This window comes from Desulfoplanes sp. (assembly GCF_054921335.1).
The window spans coordinates 1-21,723 of record NZ_JBUDSQ010000046.1 but is presented as its reverse complement, the minus strand read 5'-3'; the positions used below and the strand labels follow the sequence as shown (position 1 = coordinate 21,723).

Genomic DNA, 21,723 nt, shown 5'->3' with positions numbered 1-21,723 from the left:
AATGAACTTTTTGACCAATGCAAAGACTGGCCATCAATATACCACTTAAGCTCTTCACGAAGCAACCTATTAAGACCTTTTACAAACTTTTTAAAACATAAAAACGTATTCGAGTTAGGTTGTGGTTGTGGTGCGATTACAAGATTTCTTGGAGAATGCGATGCAAATGTAACTGCTATTGAAGGAAGTTATCTACGAGCATCTATTGCGGCTGAACGTTGTGCCGATTTGGCCAATGTTGTTGTTCTGAGTGACAATATACTTAGCCTTCCCAATATTAAAACAAAATATGACATAGTAACGCTAATAGGGGTGCTCGAATACGCAAGGATGTTTAGTACCAGCAAAACGCCGACTCTAGACCTTTTAAAAAAGGCATATTCTTTACTTAAACCCGATGGTTGCCTAATCTTGGCCATAGAAAATCGCTTTGGCCTCAAATATTTTGCAGGTGCAAACGAAGACCACTTAGGTCGACCGATGGCTGGTATTCAAGATGAATACACAAAATCAAGTCCGGTAACATTTAGTCGTAAAATCCTTGAAAAAAAACTACACGAAGCACAATTTTCTAGCTTTGAACTTCACTTACCTTTTCCGGACTATAAGCTTCCATCTTTGATTTTACACAGTGAAGGAATTGATTCTGATGATTTTTCAACAAGCTCCCTGTTGGAGGAAGCTTTTGTCAGAGATATATTTAGTTCGCAGTACAACCTTTTTTCCCTGCAAGCCGCATCGAAAGGTATAGAAGAAGCGGGACTTCTTAGAGATTTATCTAATTCCTTTCTCTACGTTGTGTGGAAAGATAAAAAGCTATCTACAATACCTTCTAACGAACTAGCACGCTACTACGGAGCAAGAAATCCATCTAAATTTAGCAAGGAAATTCTTTTCAAAAGAAAAAAAGGAGCAATTAAAGTTATAAGAAAAAGATTAATTCCAGTAGTTCCAGAGATGAAAAAAAAGTTTTTTCATATTTTAGAAGATGAAGATTATATATCAGCTCAAACCATTCAAAGTAACATTAACAGTATTATTAACACATCTGGATGGAATATAAATGATCTGGCTCAAGCTTTTTATCCTTGGCTCACTAAACTAAACAGCCTTACTACACGAGATGGCGACAATAAGATACTCAGTGGTAAATGGTTTGACCTAACCCCAAACAACACCATTCAACTGAACAACGAAATATACGCAATTGATCAAGAATGGCGTCTAGATGAAAAAATTTTTCTTCCTTTTGAATTTTTAGTTTTCAGAGGATTGTATTTTTCATTAACCAGGCTAAACTCAATCGCATCTCCTAGACAACAAACCCCGACTAAAATTATCGATATTTGCATATTGATTATGGAAATATACAATATTCCATTTGACTTTCAAAAAATCAAAAAATTTTGGAAACACCAAAACGACCTTGAATCTCAAATTCTATCAAGAGAAACGCACATTCCTTTCTCACAAGCACTACAACAGCGCCTTAACACAAGAACAACATACAACCAGCTCAAACGAAACATAGATATACTTACAACAACTAACAACGATCTTTTACTAAAGCTAAAAAACTCTGAAAATAAAAAAATTACTGCTGAAAAAAAAATCAGAGCCCTAGAAAATTCTATCAAAAAGTTAGAAAAAAATTATCAACAGCTGCATCAAAAATATTCAATTCAATAATAGTATCATACAACTCAAAATATTGATGTGCCGAGACAGCATGCTACATCATACTTTAAAAAAATTAAGATCAATAATACAAACAACGCATGTAAATCAAGGCAATTTTTTCTTCTTTACATTTTTTCGCCCACTATAAAAATTTATGCAAAACGAGTCAAAAGAATTACACAACAATGAATATCCGGAAAAACTAATCAGTCAAGCTGAAAAAGCAATTCATGAATCTGATTGGTCAAAAGCTACAAGTATATTACAAAAAATATTTCTTACACATAAAGATAAAACACCACCTCAAGTTTATGTGTTAATGTCGATAGTACATCGCATGCAAGGAAACTTAGACAAATCAGAAAAAATAATTAAAAAAAGTCTATGTAAACATCCAAATGAAATTAGCATTTTAATAGAATATGTTAAAATATCAAAGGCATTAAATGATATCCCAGAGGTTGCACGTCGCTTAGAAGAGTTAAATAGCCTAAAAATAATTCCTTCCCCCAGTACTCATCACAAGCAAGCAGAAATCTCCTTGAATAATCGAAATATAAGAAAAAAATCAAGAATTTGCATAAACATACCGGAAAACCTTCAATCTAAATCAACATCGGGCACTAAAGAACAAAATCATAAGCAACACCATAAGCACCATATAAGAAATGCAGAGAAATTGAAAACTTCAATTGAACTATGTAAAAAAATCGATGAAATTTTACACTTAAATTTTAAATCTATAGTAGATGTAGGCTGTGGTTACGGTTATTTTCTTTCCGTCGCAAAAAAAATATGGAATACTCAAAAAATACTAGGAATAGATGGTCCATGGATTAAAAAAGAACATTTACAAATCAGTAATGATGAATTCATAGAAGCAAATCTCGAAAAAGACATTGCTGCCAAAAAACTCCAATCATATCAAAAATTTGATCTAGCGGTCTCCTTAGAAGTTGGCGAACATTTAGAACAAAAACAGGCTCATAATTTCATAAAATTACTAACTTCGCTTTCAGACCTAGTCATTTTCTCTGCAGCTATTCCTGGGCAAGAAGGACAAGGGCATGTTAATGAGAAATGGCCGAGCTATTGGGCCGAGTTGTTCCAGATTCATAATTTCGACCCTCTTGACATACTTAGAGGCGAAATATGGCATAATAAAGATATTGACTTGTGCTTAAGGCAAAATATTATTCTTTTTGTTAACAAAAAAAATAATATTTCTATATGTGACGCATCTAATAATCCTTTAGATTTAGTGCATCCAGAATTTTATAACATGAAACAACAAAGAATACATAATTTATACATCAAAAAAATCATCGAGCTTGAAAAAAAACTCAAGATTAACACATAAATTAAAACAATTAATAAATTTTCAATAGCATGCAATTAACGTATTTTAATGTCCTTAGCCGTATTCCAGGTCTATGCTCACTATTGTAAAAGAAATATACTAGTCGAAAAAAAAAGGGAAACGTTCCTATACATCACAACTTATCTAATTTTAAAACTTTAAAAGTAAATACCGTCATAGAAATTGGATTCTACCTTAACAATTCCATAATAAAAACGTTTTCCTTACAAAAAACAATTTAAAAAAATTTGTGCATAATATAAAACAACCCATTTGTTCATATGGAAGTACGAAGTATTTTAAAAGAATTTTAAGCATACCACAACGTTGAAATATCCTCTGGTTGAAAAACCATGAAAAGCATAGAAATCAAATCAGCAGAAATGCTCGCCTAACTGCAATGGACATATTCAATATCGACAGATATATTTCAGAATGGACAAACCTTATATACCGACTTATGTGATACTTCTTTTTATTTCACTCAAAAAAATCTGATGACACGATTTCAATTAAAAAAAGTAATCTGAATATTTTTAATTATAACAACCAGCCCTTGTATAGAGAGGCGATTTCGTGTTCTTTGCTTTTTTCAGCCCATTGCATTATTTTTTTTGCTCTTTCAATTTTTTTTGTGTCATCCTTGCTCTTTATAACAACTTTATTAATAAAGCCCTTTGTCTCTAAAAATAATTTTTCATTCCCCACCCGCTTAGCAAACTTCTGAACTAAAAAGAAAGCCTTCTCTGAGGGGCATATCCGGGCACGAAGCGTACGGTAGTACAGTGCACTATCCATCTCACCTTCGTTTTCCAGTATCATAGCTAACTTTTCATATCCATTTTCCCATAATGGATTCCGTTCTAAAAGACCCCCTAAGGCAGAGATACACAAATCCACAGATTGTTGCTCAACCTCTGACTCTTTGAACGACGGCAAACCCAAGCATATCTCCTGCCATGAAGTAAGCCGCACTTCAAAGCCATCCTGTTTTGCGTGTGTATGAAAATCAGGATAAACCCATTCGGGATATCGTTTCATAATCAGGGCAGAATTTTCCAGATCATGGTCAAAACGACCAAAAGTCTGGCTTGTCAAATGCACAAAACAACTTTTTTGGACACATTGTATTTTTTTACCTCTACGCAAGATCTGCAAACAAAGATCAAGGTCCTCAAATCCATTTTTATATCCTTCAAAAAAACCTTCGCATTCTTTAAACAAAATTTTAGATATAAATAAAGCAGCACCCGTTATGGCCAATAAATCACGCTTTTTTGAAACAACGGGATGGTTTTTAGGAAAATACTCGTATATATGGGTTACATTCCCCCCTGGAACGATAGAAACGCCAAGATGCTGAACGCGTTGGGCACCAGAAAACAAAAGTAGAGGTCCAACAGCCCCTATTTGTGAATTTTTTTCCATGGTTTCCAATAAGGGAGGAAGCCAATCGTTTTGAGCGACAGTATCATTATTTAAAAAGAAGAGATATGCTCCAGAAGCCTTGCGCGCACCCTGATTACATGCCGGCCCAAAATTTCTATTTACCTCATTACGGATATAGAGAAAATTTTCTTTAAAAAGGCATTTTCCAACTGTTGGACACTTCCCAGGTGTAGCGTCAGAAGATCCGTTATCCACAACTATAACCTGAACATCTTCTCGCGATATGGTCTTATGCAAACTGACCAGACAGTCACGCGTCAAATTCCATTGATTAAAAACCGGAATAATTATGGAAACCGAATATACCATGTGTTTCCCTCAAAAAATTATGATCTGATTACGGGATTACTGCCCACTTCATCCAATGTAAATCGGTAGTTTTCGCCCGATCTCGATACTAAAGCTGTATTTGTCCCACAACAGCAGCCCACCCCATCACCCCTTAACGCAGGGAGCTGGGCCCGGGTAGCGGTGGCCGGCTGCAATGGGTCCTGATGGTTTACATACCGGTCAAAAAACGCTCGTAAAATCAACCGTCTTGGGCAAAAAGGCTATATACCTGTTTCAGATCTTCATCAAAATCTACTTCAACGCATCTGTAGTCCGATATATCGACGGCCTGAAAGGTCTGTCCCTTGCCTATCATTGCTTCCATACCTGCCTCGAAATAATCCGAGTCAGCGCATCCCTTGAGGCATTCCCGGAACAAGGGAAGATCCTGCCTGGTGATCTTGTTCAGGCCGACAGCCTCGCCGTGCCCATTGACCACCGCCTTGGAGATCTCAGTTAGATTCCCCTGATCATCTATACGGTATTTGACTTCTTCAGCCCCACATTTTTTATGATCAACAGCACATCCATTGCCAGGCGTTGCAATCAGTCTTTGCAGAACCTGGTCATCAAACACAACATCCGCATTCGTCCAAATGATATCGTCATCAAGGTCCGTCATGCCGTGTAAAAGACTTTTTGCGGTATTGGTAATATAAAAAAATGGATTATACCGATAGAAGACATTGGGAAAATTCTCCATGATGAGCGTCATCTTGAATCCGACAACCACGAAAATCTGCCCAACCCCGCATTCTTTGAGAATACGGATCTGTCGACCAAGTATGGTTTCTCCATCGGGCAATTCGACCAGAGACTTGGGGAGTGGACGTCCCAGACGACTACCAACACCGGCCGCGAGCAGTATTGCCTGCATATTCATCTCCTCCGTATTGGGATCGCTCAGAGTGCTTTAAAAGAACGATAAAAATATTTATTTTTGAGCCAGCATCCGTAATTTTAACCGATAATCATCTCCCAAACGAGATAACATATAATCGTTTTCAAGAGCTGCAGCACGCTCCATAAACCCATCAAAACTTCTGGATGTTGCATGATACCGATGCCTTGCAACAACTTCATGATCCACTACAACTGACCACCCTTTGCGGGAAGCTCTCAAAGACATCCATACGTCAACGCCATAGCCAATGTCATTATCCCCCACATCCAGCCCACCGATATCACGTATACAATCAAGCCGGATCAAAGGAGCAATGCCGTCAACATAGGCGACTTCGGAGAATCCACCCCGCGATGAAGTAACCATATGTGGATGATAAGGGTTGGCTGTAAATGAGGGAGAGTACACTCCAACGCGGGCCCCCTGTTTTTCGAGGTACTGCATACGAGCCCAACATCGATGAACAACGGGGGGGGAAGAAACAAAAAAAATATCATTATTCAAAAACCATAGATGCGTATAGCCTCTGGATGCATAATCCTTAACACAATAGTCCAACGCACCTGCCCAAAAACGGTTGTCCGACAATCGTTTTTGGGCTTTTTCATAGGGCTGCGGGGCATTGTTATCCAGGACGGCGATATCATTCGCATACGAAGGGTCCGAAGAGACAAGCTGTTCGTGGAGACGGGCTGTCATATTAGGATTTCCGTAATGCAGAATAACGGTCGCCAGCTTATATGATGACAAATGGACCTCTTGCTAAGCTGAGTGATAAAAATATCCGTTGCAGACGCATGATGCCAAAGGATGTTTCTGCAACCTCTATCGGGGGACTGCAAAAACAGGCGATCCATGCATCGCCCCTACTGATGTGCCTGCAAAAGAGGATGTCTTCGGGCAGGGTTACGGTTTAAGTTGAAAGGTTAATCAAAATCAAGATGTTACAAAATATAGCGTTCAGCTTGAACCTGATTTTCAACTTTTTGAAGGAGCATCCCTGCGATATTTATGACAATATTGTTGTATATAATTTTACACATATACTTATTTGATGTGCCTGCAAAAAGTATTTTTTGCAGGCTGTTTTAGGTTTTAGGTTATTAAGTTTTAAGTAAAAACAGATAGTTAGCTCTCATGATTTTTCGGGATTTGGCGACGGAGGCATTTTTTGCAGTCGCATCTTATTTGAAAAAAATCATAAAAATACGTTGTTCAAGTTACAACACATTACTCGGTAAAAACATAGGTATTGAATGCGACCACGATTTCTCTTTTCATCATCTTTGTTTGAGCATATAGTAAAGACAGTATAGAATCCCATCCCATCACGGTATCTCCGGCATGCTCAAGCAATAACTTGTCGACGACCAAACAGGTACTTGGCAAACCGGACACGACATTATCGGCCCCTTCCATGAAGTACTTGCACATATCCGCCTTTTGCCGTGGTTTGTAGCTGATCGCCTTTTCCACACTGAAACTCAGAATGTGGTCAACGATTTCCGGGGTACAGATGGCCGAAACAATACCGGCGTCGGGATGCCACCTGAAATATCGCAGGAGCATTCTGTCCCACCCTTTGGGCAGGCGCTGGCCATACTTCAGAAGAGCGACCTTCCCCCCCTCAGCCTGTTTTGCGATTGTTCGCAGAGTGATCATGGAAATTTCGGGCTCAGGAATATACAAGACACCATCTTCCCTTTCCAAACCAGCCAACCCGGGTCCCACAAGGGCGATACACAATCGCTCTCTTGCATTTCTTTGGACATGGCGCAGAAATCGCCCCACTGCGTCGGGGCTGACATCTCCCGGAACATCGATAATCACGCTCAGACAGGGCTCCAGATTCCTGGGGCATATCTCCCCGGATACCAGTCGCACAATGGCATCTGCAGCCCGTTCGGCTGCCAGACCGTCCTGTCCGTAATCAAGACGGTCAGCATAGAATCTTCGTCTCTTTGACAAGCAAGCGGGATTGTCAAGGGACGCATCAACAGCTCTCTTGAGTTCCTCCACGCTCGCGACTTCAGTAACGGCATCTCGAACCAGGTATTCGATGTCATCTTCGTGAAACACGTTAGATGTATTCCTGTCGGGATTGTTGAAAAGCACTATGGGCTTGTCCAACCCCATGGATTCGACATAAACTGAGGACACGTCACTCACCAGAATATCTGTGCTGACCATGGCTCCTGCAAACGCTTCATTGTCGAGCATAGTCACTCGAGAGTGATTCTCGGCCAAATTTACATAAAGCTCCCTCCAGCGGGGATCGGTCATATCGTGGAGTTTGATCAGAAGATGTCTGCCAGGCAATGCCAGTTCGGCAATGCGTTCCATGACACAGGGGATGGCACTCAATTCCGGATTGTAGGTGGGGGCAAAAAAGATGATCGTGTCGCAAGGATCGATTCCCTTTGAACGGAGAAATGCATCACGCACCGGTCCGCCAGATCCAAAGATTCGGTCGGATTTGATAAATCCCGTCACTTCAATGGGAGAGAAAACAATGGGCTCCAGTCGCTCTTTGTGCCACTCGCCCGGCACGCAGATAAGTTCTGAAAGATTTTCTCTACGGGCAAATCCACTCGAGGTGTAAAAATCCCCTTTACAGATCATGCCATGGCCGACATTGACCACTTTGGGTCCCCACGTAAATCGAAAATGGCACATATCGGCAACAACTACGATATCCGATCTGAACCTGTAGGGATCTTTGTAAAAAGGAGCCAGACGCTCCAGCCTCGAGATCTCCCGTGGCAACAGACCGAATCCAGGACGGTCGGATTGAACCGGCTCACAAGGCGGAGCTGAAAAACCGATTTCCATGTCTGGCCGGTCCTTGAGCAACCGGGCTATGGGCTCCAAAAACGGCACATGCATACTCCGGTCGGCATGGAACAAAATCCGTGTTTTCCGCATAATAGTCATTTCTCCAACCAGTCACACACTTCTTTCTTTTGGAACTCGATGGTATAGGAGGAGGCAGTCGTTTTACCAGCATGCATCATGGCCCAACCCCGGTCATCATCCTCTATAATCCCAAGAACCACTCTCTCCACACCCTTGGCCAATCCAAGCACATCACCGTCAGGATAGAACATGCCATTCCCCTCCCAGGCAACCGAACGCAGTTCAAAAGGCGATCCATATCCCCCGTTACCTGCCTGACGCATGTAATCCCATCCCCCCAGCCCGGTAAAACCCACAGGAATCGCCCCGCAGGCCATGGCCTCGAGGGGGGGGAGCGGGCACCCTTCCGGAAATCCGGTAACCAGAAAAAGATGGCAGGTGCGCATGATGGCAGCGACCTCGGGTCGTTGTTTCCCCTGAATCTTCACCCATTCAACCTGCTCGAACAGGTCCGTCCGTCGTTCGCCAAGGATGCGTTGCACCTGGGTGACAAGGCGGCTGTTCTTTCGGGGCATGTACGCAATACGAACGGGGGGCACATGGGGCTTTCGCGCAGAGGCATGGAAAAGCGCTTCATCTATGTGTGGCCGAACAATGCAGGGACGATGTCCAAGCACCTCTTCCATAAACAAGGCCACTGGATGGGAAACGGCCAGAAACTCCACGGGCAGATCATGCCAGCGCACCCCTTCGGGCAACCCGTCAAAAAGATAGGCCCAGTTCTGGCAATACAGTACATTCCGGGACTTGGCCTTGAATCCCACGGACAAGGCGTTGACCCAGCCGTCGGGCACGAGCCAGATATCGCCTGGGCCAAGACCCAGGTTGTCGCAAAGGCACCAGGCAAGCCCCCTTTCTCTGAGTTCTTTTTTTAATTCGGCTGTTGGAGGCTCCCAGAAACCGAGCATCGTCTCGACGCCCAACCCCAAGCTACAGCCCGCAATCTGCAGGAGCACTTCAGTTCCCCCGCTCTTTCTTCCCAAGGGAGGATAAAAAATACACAGTCGCCTGATCGTCATCGTGGAACCGGCTCCATGGAGTTGTCTGCAATCGCCACCCTGTTCATCATCGCCCACATCAATAACAACCAACCACTCAGATTACCATTTCGCGTTGTACACGCTACCTATACTTTTCGGGCAATGACCCGCATCCACAGAATTATAGACGGTTCGGGCACATCTCCAAAAAAGGCCGTCATCCTCTGGATAGGTAAACCATGCCGCGTCTATCTTTGAACTTTGCCGCCGCATGATGGCATAGTTGAGATAGTAATTGATGGGCTGGGGGCCATTATCGAGAATACTCCCAGTCTCCCAAAGCCCAAGAGTACGGAAATCGCCCCCTTCGCTCCCAGGCAAGTGGCCCAGCAACCCAGTGGCCAGACGCTGCAGGATCCAACCATCCCTGGGATAAACAATCAGGAACACGGTATCAGCCCCTTTTCCTGCCAAAACGTTCTGGTGCTTCCTGGAGGCCAAAGCGATGCACCTTGTCATGGCCGGATGATTCCATTACATCTTACACTCGGTCGCTACAGCTCTCTTCGCCACAAACGGACAGGTAAGCACCTATAAAAATACACACCCAACCAAAGCCAAACACAATGCCCATCTACTATCTCTGTCCCGATTATGCCCCGCCCTCAGGGGGCGTCAAACGCATATACACCCATGTGGAAGCCCTTCTGCGCAACGGATTCGATGCCCATGTCGTGCACCAACGGTCCGGGTTCAGGCCCGGATGGTTCGATACCGCGATCACACCGCTGGCCTTTGATGCGGGAATCCAACTCACGACAAGGGACTGGATCGTGGTACCTGACGGCATAGCCCATGTTCTGCCCAGACTTCCCGGCTCCAAGCATGTACTGCTCGTTCTAAATCCCTATTATATGCTGCGGCAGGAAAACACACTCGACATCCTGAAAATCGCCCCGCAAACCAGATTGATGACCAACTCCCAGACAATGGCCAACTTCATGAACTGGCTTTTTGGCCGCAATGACACCTTGGTCGTGGACACGGGGGTGGACAGCGGATTGTTCCATCCCAATGACAAACCCCCGTTTGGAACACGGACCATGCCCATACGCATAGCATTCACCCGCCGCAAAGACACGGCCTCGGACATGGCCATCCTATTGGCCAGACAGATTCTGGATGACCGCACCGCCCCAATCGAGGTCATGGATCTGAACGACCTGTCCCTGACAGACTATGCGGCCAATCTGCGCAGGGCAGACATCTGGTTGACCACCGCCCTGGAGCACGGCTTTCCCAGATCCACCCTCGAGGCCATGGCCTGCGGATGCCTTTGCATGGGATTCACCGGCGTCTGCGGCAAGGATATCATTGATCCAGATACAAATTTCATCGCGGTTCCGGATGGAGACCTCTTTGCACTGACCAAAAAACTGGTACAGACCATCGGCGCACTGGCCCGCCGCTCCCCCAAAATAGAGAAGACCATAGCCGGCGGAATCGAAACAGCGAATGCATGCGGCTTGGAACGTGAGGAGCAGAATCTTGTCGATATATGGAAGGAGCTGACATCCATATCGACGACATAGCAGAGTCCAAAATCTTTTGGACAGCCGTCCCCCATACATCAAAAGGCCCCGGCCACTCTTTCGACCATGACCCGCAAACGATGCGCATACGTGTGCTCTGATGCGATCCGTCTTCTGGCGGCCTTGATAACTTTTTTTCGTCCCGTTTCATCCCCGAGATAGCGTTCGATCAATCCCCCAATCCCATCCGCCGCCCCATAGCAAACAACCTCTTTCCCTATATCGAACAGGTCTTCCAATTGCCTCCGGGAATCGGTGAGCACGAATCCTCCTGAAGCTGGAACATCAAAGACCCGCTGGGTCACGGCCCCGGCCATCTGGACGCTGGAACAGGCAAAGTTGACCGCACTCAACCGGTAGAGTTTGAAGACCTCTTCCCCATAAGCCACAGGGGGATGGGGCTCGAAACTCTTTTGCGGCAGCAATCGCTCCCAGTATCTGTCCCCGACGATCAGCGGTCTGAACCGAAGGATCTCCCGTACACAGTTCAGCCGATAGTTTTTGTTGGCCAGCCAATAAACCAGATGCCAGAACCCATTCTGGAGGGCCGGGGAGAGAGTCTCCACCTGCTCGCAAACAAGAGGAAACCGCTCCTGAATAAAGCCGATCCCGTCTGCAGGCTGATGAACGGCCAATGTTCCAGCGATCTGACCGGATTGGCGCAAAAGACCACGGGAGAATGCATGGTTTTTGTGGCATGCCACTACCTTTTTCGTCCAGGTGTCGCCGGCAAAGGAAACACGACGCAGGTGCTTTGTCGCTATGGGCTGGAACGCGTTCCTGTCGACCGCCAACGGAAGAACATGGGTTGCAACCCCCATAAACCGCCGCACCTTGGCCGGACCATCCGGATCACAGGTAAAAAACAGGGTCTTGGGCGGAAAACTCGTTCCACACCCAAGGCAAAAAAGTTCGGGGTTGTCCACAAACCAGACAACCAGCGGGATCCCAGAGCGGTCCAAAAAATCCGCCAGCCTCCCGGACGTGTCCAACCCAAGCGCATTGACCGTCAGAACCATGTCGGGTTTGTACCGTGAAATCGCCCCGACGATGCGTGGAAAAAAGAGATCCGGATTTTCGCCGTCACGCAACTTCCCGGGCTGAAAATCGAGAAATGGACATTGGAGCTCCTCAAGAGCGCGAGGGATCTCCCACGAAAGATAGTAACCCAGATTGATGAAAAAGATTCTGGGAAGCCGCCTTCTGATTCCATCTACCATCATACTGGATTATCCCTGTGCAATCCCTGATACAGTGGGCAAGATACATCGACAACAGTCAGACAACCGGACTATCCACCTGTCCTTTGGACGGCATTAACAAACACCCCTGTGTCCCACATTTCCAGAGACCATCCTGCGGACCAGTTCCAATTCCTCTTTGCCCGGAATGATCCCCCGCTGGAAGGATGGTGTCTGAGCATCGTTCCGGAGCACTCCATAGGCCCAACGTACGACTTCTTTCTCGAAAAAACCTTTATTGTTGAGAACGATACGTGCCTTGGCGATCCCGTCATCTTTCTTGGCCCTGCTGAAAAATCCCTGATCGTGGGAACAATAGACGTACAAAGGCTCTGGGATGTGTGGGAACCCGAATCCGTTGGCCGCGGCCTGGACCCAGAAATCCCAGTCCTCATATCCGGTGTTCCCCCTGAAGCCATCGCTTTGCTCCCACACATGTCTACGGAACATGGCCGGAGGAGAGACGATATTTTGATGGGCCAACAGAACAACCGAATAATCGGGCTGGCAAACTACGTTCTCCGTTTCTTCCGTCCTGCACACATAATCGGAATAGATCACAGCGGCTTGCCTCCGTGTCTCCAGACCCCGGAGGCAAGCGGGCAAAAATTGCGGTAAAGGAATATCATCGGGATCAATGCAGACAAAATAACGGCCCCGGGCCATATTCAATCCCACATTGCGCACCAGCCCGGGCTTTCCCAGATATTCGATGGGTACTATCCGGAAGGCACCAAACCGGTCCCGCGTTTGCCATACATCGAGCTTGTCCAGGGAATCATCCGCGCTCCCGTCGTCCACCACAATGACTTCCACAAGGGTAAGATCATACTCCTGGGCCAGAAGCGCGGAAAAAAAACGGTCGAAATACTGCGCGTAGCAATAATTAGAGACAATGATGCTGATATTTGGATGGTCACAAAAAGACATACGTGTTCGCTTCTGTTGTGATGCGATATGGCCTTTCACCTGAGAGGGTAGCTATTGAGAAAACCGTGCTGGATCAAACATTTTTTAGTGAAGCATGGTGATTGGGATCTCCCGTACTCATTTACAAAACAGCCGCCTTGTCATGAATGGTACCCACGTCTGCGAATCTGCAATTCTCGGTCCTCATGCCCATCGGCACCCAACTTGACGACCAACACCCCCCTGCCCTCCCCCAAAAAAGGCCACCCTTTCACGCATCGAAAAAGGTGGCCTTTATATTCACAACTATCTCTCATTATAGGCTATTTCATCTTTGCAAGATCCCTGTCCCGGATCTCGGCCCGCTTGATCTTCCCGCTGATGGTCTTGGGCAGATCCGTAACGTATTCGACCACCCGGGGGTATTTGTACGGCGCAGTCAGTTTTTTGACATGGCTCTGGAGTTCCTTGGTCAATCCGTCCGAAGGTTCAAAGCCGGGAGCGAGCACAATAGACGCCTTGACCGCCTGTCCCCGCAGGGAGTCGGGCAGTCCGGTCACGGCGGCTTCGACAACGGCATCGTGGGCAACGAGTGCACTTTCCACCTCAAAGGGACCGATACGGTACCCCGAGCTCTTGATCAGATCGTCAACACGTCCCATGAACCAGAAAAAACCATCTTCGTCCATCCAGGCCTTGTCGCCTGTCCGGTAATAACCGTTTCTGGTGGCATCGGCGGTTTTCGCCGGTTCCTTGAGGTACCCATCCATGAGGCCGAAGGGTTTGCCGTCCTTGATCGTCACGCATATCTCCCCTTCCACACCGGGAGGGCAGACATTGTCTTCACTGTCAAGGAGCACGATATCCCATCCCGGCACGGGTTTGCCGATGGAGCCGGGTTTGGGCTTCATGCAGGTGAACGTGGCTATCTGCAGGGTGGTTTCGGTCTGGCCATAGCCTTCATAGATGGGCAGGCCCACCAGCTCCTCCCAGGAATTGAAGACCGAGTAATTCAGGAGCTCGCCCGCCGTTGTGCAGTGGCGCAGGGCCGAGAGATCGAAACTTGCCAGATCCTCACGGATCAGGAATCGGTAGATGGTCGGGGGCGCACAAAAGGTGGTCACCTTGTTGTCGGCAATGGCCGCGAGCAGATTCTTGGGCGAAAATTTTCCCCTGAAATCGTAGACAAAAATAACGGCATCGGCCATCCATTGGCCATAGAACTTGCCCCAGACCGCCTTGCCCCAGCCGGTATCGGCAACGGTCAAATGGATGTCCCCGGGCTCGAGGTCATGCCAGTACGAACCGGTCACGACATGCCCCAGGGGGTAGGTGTGGGTATGCTCGACCATTTTCGGGGGCCCGGTGGTTCCCGAGGAAAAGAAGATGAGCAGGGGATCGTCGTCACCAGCGCAATCATCGGGGCGTGGAAAGGTCTTGTCCCCCTCGGCGACAAAGGGTTCATAGAGTTCCCACCCGTCACCTGCCGACTCCCCGGCGACCTGGATATACGATTCTATCCCCGGACAGTCCTTCTTTGCAGCATCGACCTTGGGAACGATGGAATCTTCCACGATCATGCATTTGACATCGGCCACCCTGACCCGCTCGACAATGTCGAGGGTCGTCAGGAGTGACGGCGATGGGATGGCCACGGCCCCGAGCTTGTGCAGAGCGAGCATGGCCACCCAAAACTCCACCCGGCGATAGAGGATAAGCATGACCGTGTCGCCCTTGCCGATCCCATTGTTTTTCAGACTGTTGGCCAACCGGGAAGACGCTGTGGCAAAAAAACCGAAATCATATTCCCGGCGGACGCCATGGTCGTCGAGATGGATCATGGCCATTTGGTTGGGGGTTGCGCTGGCCTTGGCGTCAACAACGTCGAAGGCAAAATTGAAATGTTCCGGAGCGATCTGCTCGTAGGACTGCATGAAATCTTGATAGGATGATGGTTGTATCTTGTTTATCACGCTGGATTCTCCCTGTGCTGTCTTGATGATATTATCCGGGTTCACATGCAAAGATACTCATGAAAAGGGAATTTTCAAACGGGGATCGATCCATTGGGATGGAGGACAGAAGCCAGAAGCCAGAGACCCTCGAGCCCGGGGTCCGGAAGGGGCAAGGGCCGTCACCCCGGACTTGATCCGGGATCTCTATGGACCTGGTGTTGTCTTGACGATTGGACCACGTTTTGGCCTACAAGATCCCGTGAGTGCGCAGGGATGACGGTAAAAGCCAAAAATCGGTTCAAATACTGGCAACTTTTTTCAGAAATGGATATCCTGTGTAGAGTATATGACGATATGTTAAAAACATACCGTATCCATCGCCAACGCCGTTGTACAATTGCAGCCGGCAGACGATCCCTGTTAAAAACTCCCTAGATAATCACATCGAGAAATTCCGCGTCGGAATCACCCAATCCCCGCAGGGCATGGGGGGTGGTTGGATCAAAATAAAAACTGTCTCCGGGCTCCATGACAAAGACCTTGTCCCCAAGATGGATCTCGAGCCGGCCCTTGAGCATGTAAATGAATTCCTGGCCTTCGTGGTGGCTGTAGTTGAGACTTTCCAAGTCCTTGGGCGGGACCTTGATGTAGAAGGGCTCCATCTTGCGATCGATGAAACGGTAGGCCAAACTCTTGTAATCGTAATCCTTGCGCCGCTCCACGGAAAGCCCCTTGCCCGACTTGACCATGGAATAGTTGTGCAAGTGGGCCTCGTCACCAGAAATGAGCACTGTCAGATCAACATTGTACTTCTGGGCCACCCGAAACAGATAGCTTACCGGGATCTCCACGTCTCCGGATTCATAATTCTCCACCTCCGCCACCGGAACCCCCAGGTCACCGGCCATGGTTTCCACGGACAGATCCATGGCATCCCTCAGCCCCCTGAGCCGTGGTGCGATCTCCTTGTAGATGGGGGTCGCTTCTTCCATTGAACATCTCCTTTTGTGGTTGTCGCCGTTCCCGTGCCGTGCTGCGGGCTATGCCGGAAACATGATCGAAAAAATCCAATCCCCTGCCAACTATCAGATCATTGCCTATCCGATGTGGGAAATCAAGCTGAAAACCGGCATGTAACAGTTCTAAAACTGGGTCAAACGCGCAAGAATAACAAGCCGAACCGGGTGAACGGGAGAAAATCTCCCGTGAAAACCGTTTTGTTGGCATCTGGACCCCCTGGATTGAGCTATCATAGCGGACACGCTCGGCGTTCCCAGGAAAAAATACAATCGCACAACGAATCATCCTGCTCAATGGCTCTAAACAAAAAGCCGGGCCGGAAAATATCCCGGTCCGGTAATAGTCCGTCCTGATGCTCCTGTAAAAAATCGAAAATCGAGGTTCAAGCCCACAGCCATATTTTGTAACAGCCCGATTTTACTTAAGCCTTCCAACTTAAACCTTAACACTGCCTGCAAAAAAATCTTTTTTGCAGGCACATCCGTCCTGATACATACGAACGAGCACCCTGCAATCAAACAACGATCACTGAATTTTCGCTGTTCCCATACGGAGTTGACACAAACTTGTCTGCTTCGCCGTCGTTTTCCCATTCTTTTTCATCGACGAGATAGCGGAACTGGTACTCACGTCCGTTTTCAAGATCCAATGTGGCCTTGAAGCTGCCGTTTTTCAGCCGGACCATGGGGGTGGCGTTGACATCCCAGTTGTTGAATTCACCCACCAGACAAACACATTTGGCGTTAGGGACTATATCCTCGCAAATCCTGAAGGTCACTTTACATACAGGACGCGTCTTGAGATATTTCTTCTGGATGCTCATTGCAATTCTCCTTGGTAGATCAAACCTCGGTTGGAATTTCAAGTCCCAGGGAAGCATACAATCGTATATACTGGCGTGCCGATCTCTCCCAGGAAAAATCGGCACGCATGCCGTTCGACCGGATAGTGTTCCAGACCATGCCATTGCGCCACACAGACAGGGCTTGACGGATGCCGGCCAAGAAACTCTCGGGCGTGGGTTCGGGAAAAATGAAACCGGTCGCCCCGGGCTGGGGGTGGGCAACGATGGTATCGCTCAGTCCCCCGACATCCGTTGCCACGGGAGGAGTGCCGTAACGCAGACTATAGAGTTGCGTCAGTCCGCAGGGCTCGTACCGCGAGGGCATCAAAAAAATATCCGCCCCGGCCTGGATCTGGTGGGCGAGTTCCTCGGTATATCCCACATGGGCACAAAGCCTGCCGGGATATTTTTCCACCAGATCGAGTAACCGGGCCTCATGGGCGGGTTTTCCCTCACCCAGGACCACGACCCCGACGTTTTCTTCCATCAATCGGTCCATGATGTCGAGCAACAGATCAATCCCCTTCTGCCCGCGCAATCGGCCGATAAATCCGAGTACCGGCCTGTCCCTAAGAGAGGGATCGAGCCCCATGGTTTCCACGAGTCTTTGCTTGCAGACCTTTTTGCCCCCAAGATCCTTTGTACCGTACCCTCTTTCCAGATATCTGTCGTTCCCAGGATCCCAGACCGTATAGTCCACCCCGTTCAAGACCCCGACAAGGTCATGCCGCCGATTGGCCAATATGCCTTCGAGTCCGCACCCAAACTTCGGGGTGACAATCTCCTGGGCATATGTCGGACTGACCGTGGAAACAAAATCCGCATAGGCGACCCCCCCCTTGAGCAGGTTGAAGCTATCGTAGTACTCGACCCCGTCCATATTCCAGGCCCCGGCGGGGAGACCGCTGTCCCAGAAAAGACGGCTGGAGAATCTGCCCTGGAAGGCCAGATTGTGGATGGTCATCAGGGTCCTGACCCCCGCCCAGAAGGGCTTTTCCCTACGCCAAAAATGGACATAGGCCGCGGCAAGTGCCGCGTGCCAATCGTGGACATGGACGACCCGGACCGGAAATTTGAGTTGTTCTATGGCAGAGAGGGCGGCCCGGCAAAAAAAGATGAACCGCTCGCAATTGTCGAAATAATCTCCCTTGGCCGTACAATAGTAATGCCGACGGTCAAAATACTCCCCTCTGTCGATGAAATAGACCGGCAACCCTTTGTAGTCGGCCAAATAGATATCCGCCGTTGTCTTGGGCCAGGGATAATCCACGGGACAGTTTTCATAGACCAGCCGCAAGGGGTAGGCCGCGGTGCCCAATCGCCCATACAGGGGGATTATTACGGCCGTGGGTACCCCCAGGCGGTGCAGGGTCAGGGGCAAAACACCCATGACGTCGGCCAATCCCCCGGATTTGGAGAAAGGATACATTTCAGAGGCGATAAAAACGAGCCCCGGAGGATCCGTATCTAGCATTCCTGCCCGCTCCTTAGATTGTCATGGTCCCACTGCCGCCAAACCGTGGGGAATACGCCCTTGCCACCCGGCAAAAAATCCACCAGAGATCCCCTTGCGTCCGAAGGTCCCAGTCCACGAAAGACAGGACCAACAGGGATGCCGCCCGTGACCACTGACTCCATTGTTATCCGATGTTGTTGGCAGGGTAGTGACGGATTGCCCGCCATTTTCGGCCCATACATTGTTTTTCTAGAAACCCAACAAAAGGGTTGGTCCTACAATGCACCACAAGGAACACTACGTCATTGTCCACAAGGGGGCCCTTGGGGACTTCCTCATGGCCTGGCCGGCCATGGCCATCCTGCGCAAAAATTTTCCTGAAAAAAAGATCCTCTGGGCCGGACAATCCTCCCGGATGCCCCTATTGCGTCCCTTGGATATCGATTGTGCGCCCGCAGATGTCCGTCAGGCCATCCGGTCGCTCTATCGCGATGGTGTGTCGGGATGGGGGGCGCAAACAGATAAGCGCATCATATGGTTCTGCTTAGAAAAAAAACCGTTCCGGATCAAGCATGAAAATATTTTTTTTCTCCACGGCATACATGCGGGCAGTTTCATGCCCCCCCGCTCCCTGTTCATCCAGGAGCTGGCCGCCCTTGGGATCGCAAGCGACCACGACTGGCTGGGAGTATTCCGCACAGCCTTTCCCCGCCAGGGTCCCCCTGATAACAAGACCGTCCTTGTTTTTCCCGGCTCAGGGAATCCCGCCAAGAACTGGCCCCAGGTTCAATTTTTTAAACTCTGTTCCCGGCTGACCCGGTCCGGCTGGGAGCCGGTCATGGTCCTCGGCCCCGTGGAACAGGAGCAGGGATCCAATACGCCCGACAACCTAGCGACCGCCCGTCCCCAGACGACCGAAGACCTTATCGCCCTTTTACAGAAGGCCGCATATGTTGTTGGGAACGATTCCGGCCCGATGCACCTGGCCGGATACATGGGAGTGCCGGGTTTGAGCATCTTTGGGCCGACCTCTCCCAAACAATGGGGCCCCCTGGGGATGGATATCTTGCGCCGCAATCTTGCATGCAGCCCCTGCACACAGACGGCCAGGGTCTCCTGCGCCGATCCGGCGTGCATCCGAGAAATCCCCCTGGACCGGGTCATCGCCAGGATCGAGCATGGACTGGCCAAGCAGCCCCAGGCCCCAAAAAACGGAGCCGGGTCATGAGTTACCCATTCTCATGACCCGGCTCCGACAAAAAGAGGAAGTACTTAAGTATAAGCAATAAAGGGGCCAACTTTTTAATCGGAACCAGATAAACAAAAATATCCATACATATAAAGATAATACACCATTCTTTTTCCGTTACGCTCCCGTTACGGAGCCACCAAAACGGTTCAATTTTTTATACCGCCCCCGAGACCACCCCATCAAGGTTCAATTTTTTATACCGAAATCCGGCTGCGGGGCAAGGGGGGCTGCCCCAACGCGTTCCTCCACGCGGCTCTCCCCCCCCCTTCTCTCCCCGCGCACACACATTACCGAAAGAATATTCCAAGCAAGACACACCAACCTCGCCATCCCCCTGTTGTTAAACCTACGACTCAACACCTACAACCGAGTCCTCGACCCCAATCCCGCACGCAACGAATCGTTCCGGAGGAATCGCTCCCTTCCGCAGAATCCGTACCCTGGTTGCCGAAACAACCTCGATCAGCGTAGAGGGGGCGCCCCCTTGCGGAAAAGGCTGATCCCCGACCACCATATCCACCCGGGATCCGAGTTCGGGATCGAGATCCTCCAATCTTGCCGCGCCGGGTTGGCCGCTCGGGTTGGCCGACGTGGCCACAAGGGGGGCGTTTGCAAGCCGACAGAGTTCCCTGGCCACGGGGTGGGGAGTGAACCGGAGCGAGGTGCGCCCCTGTTTATCCATGAGCCTGCTGGGCAGCTCTCCCTGCATACCCACCAGGACCGACAAGGGGCCCGGCCAGAACATGGCAACAACGGCTCTGACCGCGTCATTTGCCCGCGTGAACCGGACGAACTGCTCCCACGAGCCCACGATCAAGGGCAGGGGTTTGGCCACATCCCTGTCCTTGGCTCGATAGACCGTATCCACGGCGTCACGGTCCGCAGGGTGACAGCCAAGGGCATAAAGGGTTTCAGTGGGGTAGACCACAACCCCACCCGACTTGATAATCCGTGCCGCCTGAAGTAGCGATGTGTTCATACTTGATACCTGATTATTTGAGCGAGAAAAAAATTCCCGGCATGGATCGAACGGCCGGGGTACCCCTGGTGTCCCCATGGGCATTTTTTTCTCACTAATTTTGCAACATATTGTTTTTGCAGTACATAAAAAACAAAAAATCTTGGCAAACTATTTGCTTATCCTAAGCAAACACAGGAGAAGACCATGAAAATTAGCGCTGAACAACTCCAGCTTCTTGCCAGGGAACAGGCCAAAAAGAGCCGTTCCAGCAATGGGGGTACGGGGTTCGATGATCTTCTGGCCAAGAAGATGGAAGGGGATGCTCCACAGGGGGCTCCGGGCTCACCCCATACATCTGCAGTGCCCCAGGCCGGGATTCTGGGGATGAATCCCCTTCTCCCTCCCCAACAGGTCACCCCCTCCAGCGAGCAGCAGGAAATCATGAACACCATGGACGGTGTCTTGGACCAGCTGGATCAGTACGCGAAAAAACTGGGTTCATCCGACACAAATCTACGCAACATCTACCAGAAACTCCAGGGATTGGGACAGCAAATGGACAGACTACGCGAATCCATGCACAACCAGGGAACATCGTCTCCGGAACTCGACGCCCTGTACAATGAGATGGATATCCTTGCGACAACCGAGACCTTCAAGCTCAATCGGGGTGATTATTCCGCGGTGTAAAAGAAGGGAGACTGGGGGCGGGAGACGGGGGTAGAGACGAGGCATGCCTTGTCTCTACAAAAACATTTGTGCTGGGGATCTCGGATCTCGGGTATCAGATCTCGGATCTTAGATCTCGGGTATCATGGTTCTTGCCTGCGTTGCTGCTGGTATCCTCAGGGGGCAGGTATGGAACCTGCCCCTA

At 48.8% G+C, this 21,723-nt stretch carries 17 protein-coding genes; 5 read left to right on the top strand and 12 right to left on the bottom strand.

Annotated features, from left to right (window positions below):
- Together ACY692_RS10165 and ACY692_RS10160 are read left to right on the top strand one after the other, a co-directional pair.
- On the top strand, positions 1 to 1,689 hold a 1,689-nt coding region (locus tag ACY692_RS10165), incomplete at its 5' end, for a class I SAM-dependent methyltransferase (RefSeq protein ID WP_462325251.1).
- 145 nt (positions 1,690 to 1,834) lie between these two features.
- Complete coding sequence (locus tag ACY692_RS10160; RefSeq protein WP_462325250.1) at positions 1,835 to 3,040, top strand: methyltransferase domain-containing protein; 1,206 nt, start codon at positions 1,835 to 1,837, stop codon at positions 3,038 to 3,040.
- Positions 3,041 to 3,580: 540 nt separating this feature from the next.
- On the opposite strand, the gene ACY692_RS10155 is transcribed toward ACY692_RS10160, so the two are convergent.
- The 5 genes from ACY692_RS10155 to ACY692_RS10135 form a co-directional block, all read right to left on the bottom strand.
- Positions 3,581 to 4,798 carry a glycosyltransferase family 2 protein gene (locus ACY692_RS10155; protein ID WP_462325249.1) on the bottom strand — a complete coding sequence of 406 codons (1,218 nt, stop codon included), beginning with the start codon at positions 4,796 to 4,798 and terminating at the stop codon, positions 3,581 to 3,583.
- Positions 4,799 to 5,018: 220 nt separating this feature from the next.
- Positions 5,019 to 5,696, bottom strand: a complete 678-nt coding sequence (locus ACY692_RS10150) for a phosphocholine cytidylyltransferase family protein (protein WP_462325248.1) — start codon at positions 5,694 to 5,696, stop codon at positions 5,019 to 5,021.
- 57 nt (positions 5,697 to 5,753) lie between these two features.
- The gene (locus ACY692_RS10145) at positions 5,754 to 6,422 is read right to left on the bottom strand and encodes a glycosyltransferase family 2 protein (protein WP_462325247.1); all 669 of its coding nucleotides are present in this window, start codon (positions 6,420 to 6,422) and stop codon (positions 5,754 to 5,756) included.
- 531 nt (positions 6,423 to 6,953) lie between these two features.
- Complete coding sequence (locus tag ACY692_RS10140) at positions 6,954 to 8,648, bottom strand: CDP-glycerol glycerophosphotransferase family protein (RefSeq protein WP_462325246.1); 1,695 nt, start codon at positions 8,646 to 8,648, stop codon at positions 6,954 to 6,956.
- Positions 8,649 to 8,653: 5 nt separating this feature from the next.
- Positions 8,654 to 9,595: a glycosyltransferase gene (locus ACY692_RS10135; RefSeq protein WP_462325245.1), complete on the bottom strand. Its 942-nt coding sequence runs from the start codon at positions 9,593 to 9,595 to the stop codon at positions 8,654 to 8,656.
- 650 nt (positions 9,596 to 10,245) lie between these two features.
- On the opposite strand from ACY692_RS10135, the gene ACY692_RS10130 reads away from it, so the two are divergent.
- Positions 10,246 to 11,211, top strand: a complete 966-nt coding sequence (locus tag ACY692_RS10130; protein ID WP_462325244.1) for a glycosyltransferase — start codon at positions 10,246 to 10,248, stop codon at positions 11,209 to 11,211.
- A 38-nt stretch (positions 11,212 to 11,249) separates the two neighbouring features.
- Here ACY692_RS10130 and ACY692_RS10125 read toward each other — a convergent pair whose 3' ends face one another.
- The 6 genes from ACY692_RS10125 to glgA form a co-directional block, all read right to left on the bottom strand.
- Positions 11,250 to 12,434: a glycosyltransferase family protein gene (locus tag ACY692_RS10125; RefSeq protein WP_462325243.1), complete on the bottom strand. Its 1,185-nt coding sequence runs from the start codon at positions 12,432 to 12,434 to the stop codon at positions 11,250 to 11,252.
- 93 nt (positions 12,435 to 12,527) lie between these two features.
- Positions 12,528 to 13,382, bottom strand: coding sequence for a glycosyltransferase family 2 protein (locus tag ACY692_RS10120; protein ID WP_462325242.1), 855 nt, complete (start codon positions 13,380 to 13,382; stop codon positions 12,528 to 12,530).
- A gap of 302 nt (positions 13,383 to 13,684) precedes the next feature.
- Positions 13,685 to 15,331: an AMP-binding protein gene (locus tag ACY692_RS10115; RefSeq protein WP_462325252.1), complete on the bottom strand. Its 1,647-nt coding sequence runs from the start codon at positions 15,329 to 15,331 to the stop codon at positions 13,685 to 13,687.
- A gap of 416 nt (positions 15,332 to 15,747) precedes the next feature.
- Positions 15,748 to 16,308, bottom strand: coding sequence for a helix-turn-helix domain-containing protein (locus ACY692_RS10110; RefSeq protein WP_462325241.1), 561 nt, complete (start codon positions 16,306 to 16,308; stop codon positions 15,748 to 15,750).
- A 542-nt stretch (positions 16,309 to 16,850) separates the two neighbouring features.
- A complete protein-coding gene (locus tag ACY692_RS10105) occupies positions 16,851 to 17,159 on the bottom strand; it encodes an isoamylase early set domain-containing protein (RefSeq protein ID WP_462325240.1) in 309 nt (102 codons plus the stop codon).
- Between the two features lie 19 nt (positions 17,160 to 17,178).
- Entirely contained in the window at positions 17,179 to 18,654 is a 1,476-nt protein-coding gene (glgA, locus tag ACY692_RS10100) for a glycogen synthase GlgA (RefSeq protein WP_462325239.1), read from the bottom strand.
- Between the two features lie 262 nt (positions 18,655 to 18,916).
- Between glgA and ACY692_RS10095 the strand changes: the two genes are divergently transcribed.
- On the top strand, positions 18,917 to 19,864 hold the full coding sequence (locus tag ACY692_RS10095) for a glycosyltransferase family 9 protein (protein ID WP_462325238.1): 948 nt from the start codon (positions 18,917 to 18,919) through the stop codon (positions 19,862 to 19,864).
- A 370-nt stretch (positions 19,865 to 20,234) separates the two neighbouring features.
- Here the strand turns inward: ACY692_RS10095 and ACY692_RS10090 are convergent, their stop codons facing one another.
- Positions 20,235 to 20,867 (bottom strand): L-threonylcarbamoyladenylate synthase, encoded by a 633-nt coding sequence (locus ACY692_RS10090; RefSeq protein WP_462325237.1) that lies wholly within the window; start codon positions 20,865 to 20,867, stop codon positions 20,235 to 20,237.
- 186 nt (positions 20,868 to 21,053) lie between these two features.
- Here ACY692_RS10090 and ACY692_RS10085 point away from each other — a divergent pair, with 186 nt between their 5' ends.
- Positions 21,054 to 21,539 carry a hypothetical protein gene (locus ACY692_RS10085; RefSeq protein WP_462325236.1) on the top strand — a complete coding sequence of 162 codons (486 nt, stop codon included), beginning with the start codon at positions 21,054 to 21,056 and terminating at the stop codon, positions 21,537 to 21,539.
- The last annotated feature ends 184 nt before the right edge of the window (positions 21,540 to 21,723 follow it).

What these genes read in the sequence shown, in the direction of transcription:
- ACY692_RS10160 (WP_462325250.1), top strand. Translation starts at nt 1,835, where the DNA reads ATGCAAAACGAGTCAAAAGAATTACACAACAATGAATATCCGGAAAAA.
- ACY692_RS10155 (WP_462325249.1), bottom strand. Translation starts at nt 4,798, where the DNA reads ATGGTATATTCGGTTTCCATAATTATTCCGGTTTTTAATCAATGGAAT.
- ACY692_RS10150 (WP_462325248.1), bottom strand. Translation starts at nt 5,696, where the DNA reads ATGCAGGCAATACTGCTCGCGGCCGGTGTTGGTAGTCGTCTGGGACGT.
- ACY692_RS10145 (WP_462325247.1), bottom strand. Translation starts at nt 6,422, where the DNA reads ATGACAGCCCGTCTCCACGAACAGCTTGTCTCTTCGGACCCTTCGTAT.
- ACY692_RS10140 (WP_462325246.1), bottom strand. Translation starts at nt 8,648, where the DNA reads ATGCGGAAAACACGGATTTTGTTCCATGCCGACCGGAGTATGCATGTG.
- ACY692_RS10130 (WP_462325244.1), top strand. Translation starts at nt 10,246, where the DNA reads ATGCCCATCTACTATCTCTGTCCCGATTATGCCCCGCCCTCAGGGGGC.
- ACY692_RS10125 (WP_462325243.1), bottom strand. Translation starts at nt 12,434, where the DNA reads ATGATGGTAGATGGAATCAGAAGGCGGCTTCCCAGAATCTTTTTCATC.
- ACY692_RS10120 (WP_462325242.1), bottom strand. Translation starts at nt 13,382, where the DNA reads ATGTCTTTTTGTGACCATCCAAATATCAGCATCATTGTCTCTAATTAT.
- ACY692_RS10110 (WP_462325241.1), bottom strand. Translation starts at nt 16,308, where the DNA reads ATGGAAGAAGCGACCCCCATCTACAAGGAGATCGCACCACGGCTCAGG.
- ACY692_RS10105 (WP_462325240.1), bottom strand. Translation starts at nt 17,159, where the DNA reads ATGAGCATCCAGAAGAAATATCTCAAGACGCGTCCTGTATGTAAAGTG.
- glgA (WP_462325239.1), bottom strand. Translation starts at nt 18,654, where the DNA reads ATGCTAGATACGGATCCTCCGGGGCTCGTTTTTATCGCCTCTGAAATG.
- ACY692_RS10095 (WP_462325238.1), top strand. Translation starts at nt 18,917, where the DNA reads ATGCACCACAAGGAACACTACGTCATTGTCCACAAGGGGGCCCTTGGG.
- ACY692_RS10090 (WP_462325237.1), bottom strand. Translation starts at nt 20,867, where the DNA reads ATGAACACATCGCTACTTCAGGCGGCACGGATTATCAAGTCGGGTGGG.
- ACY692_RS10085 (WP_462325236.1), top strand. Translation starts at nt 21,054, where the DNA reads ATGAAAATTAGCGCTGAACAACTCCAGCTTCTTGCCAGGGAACAGGCC.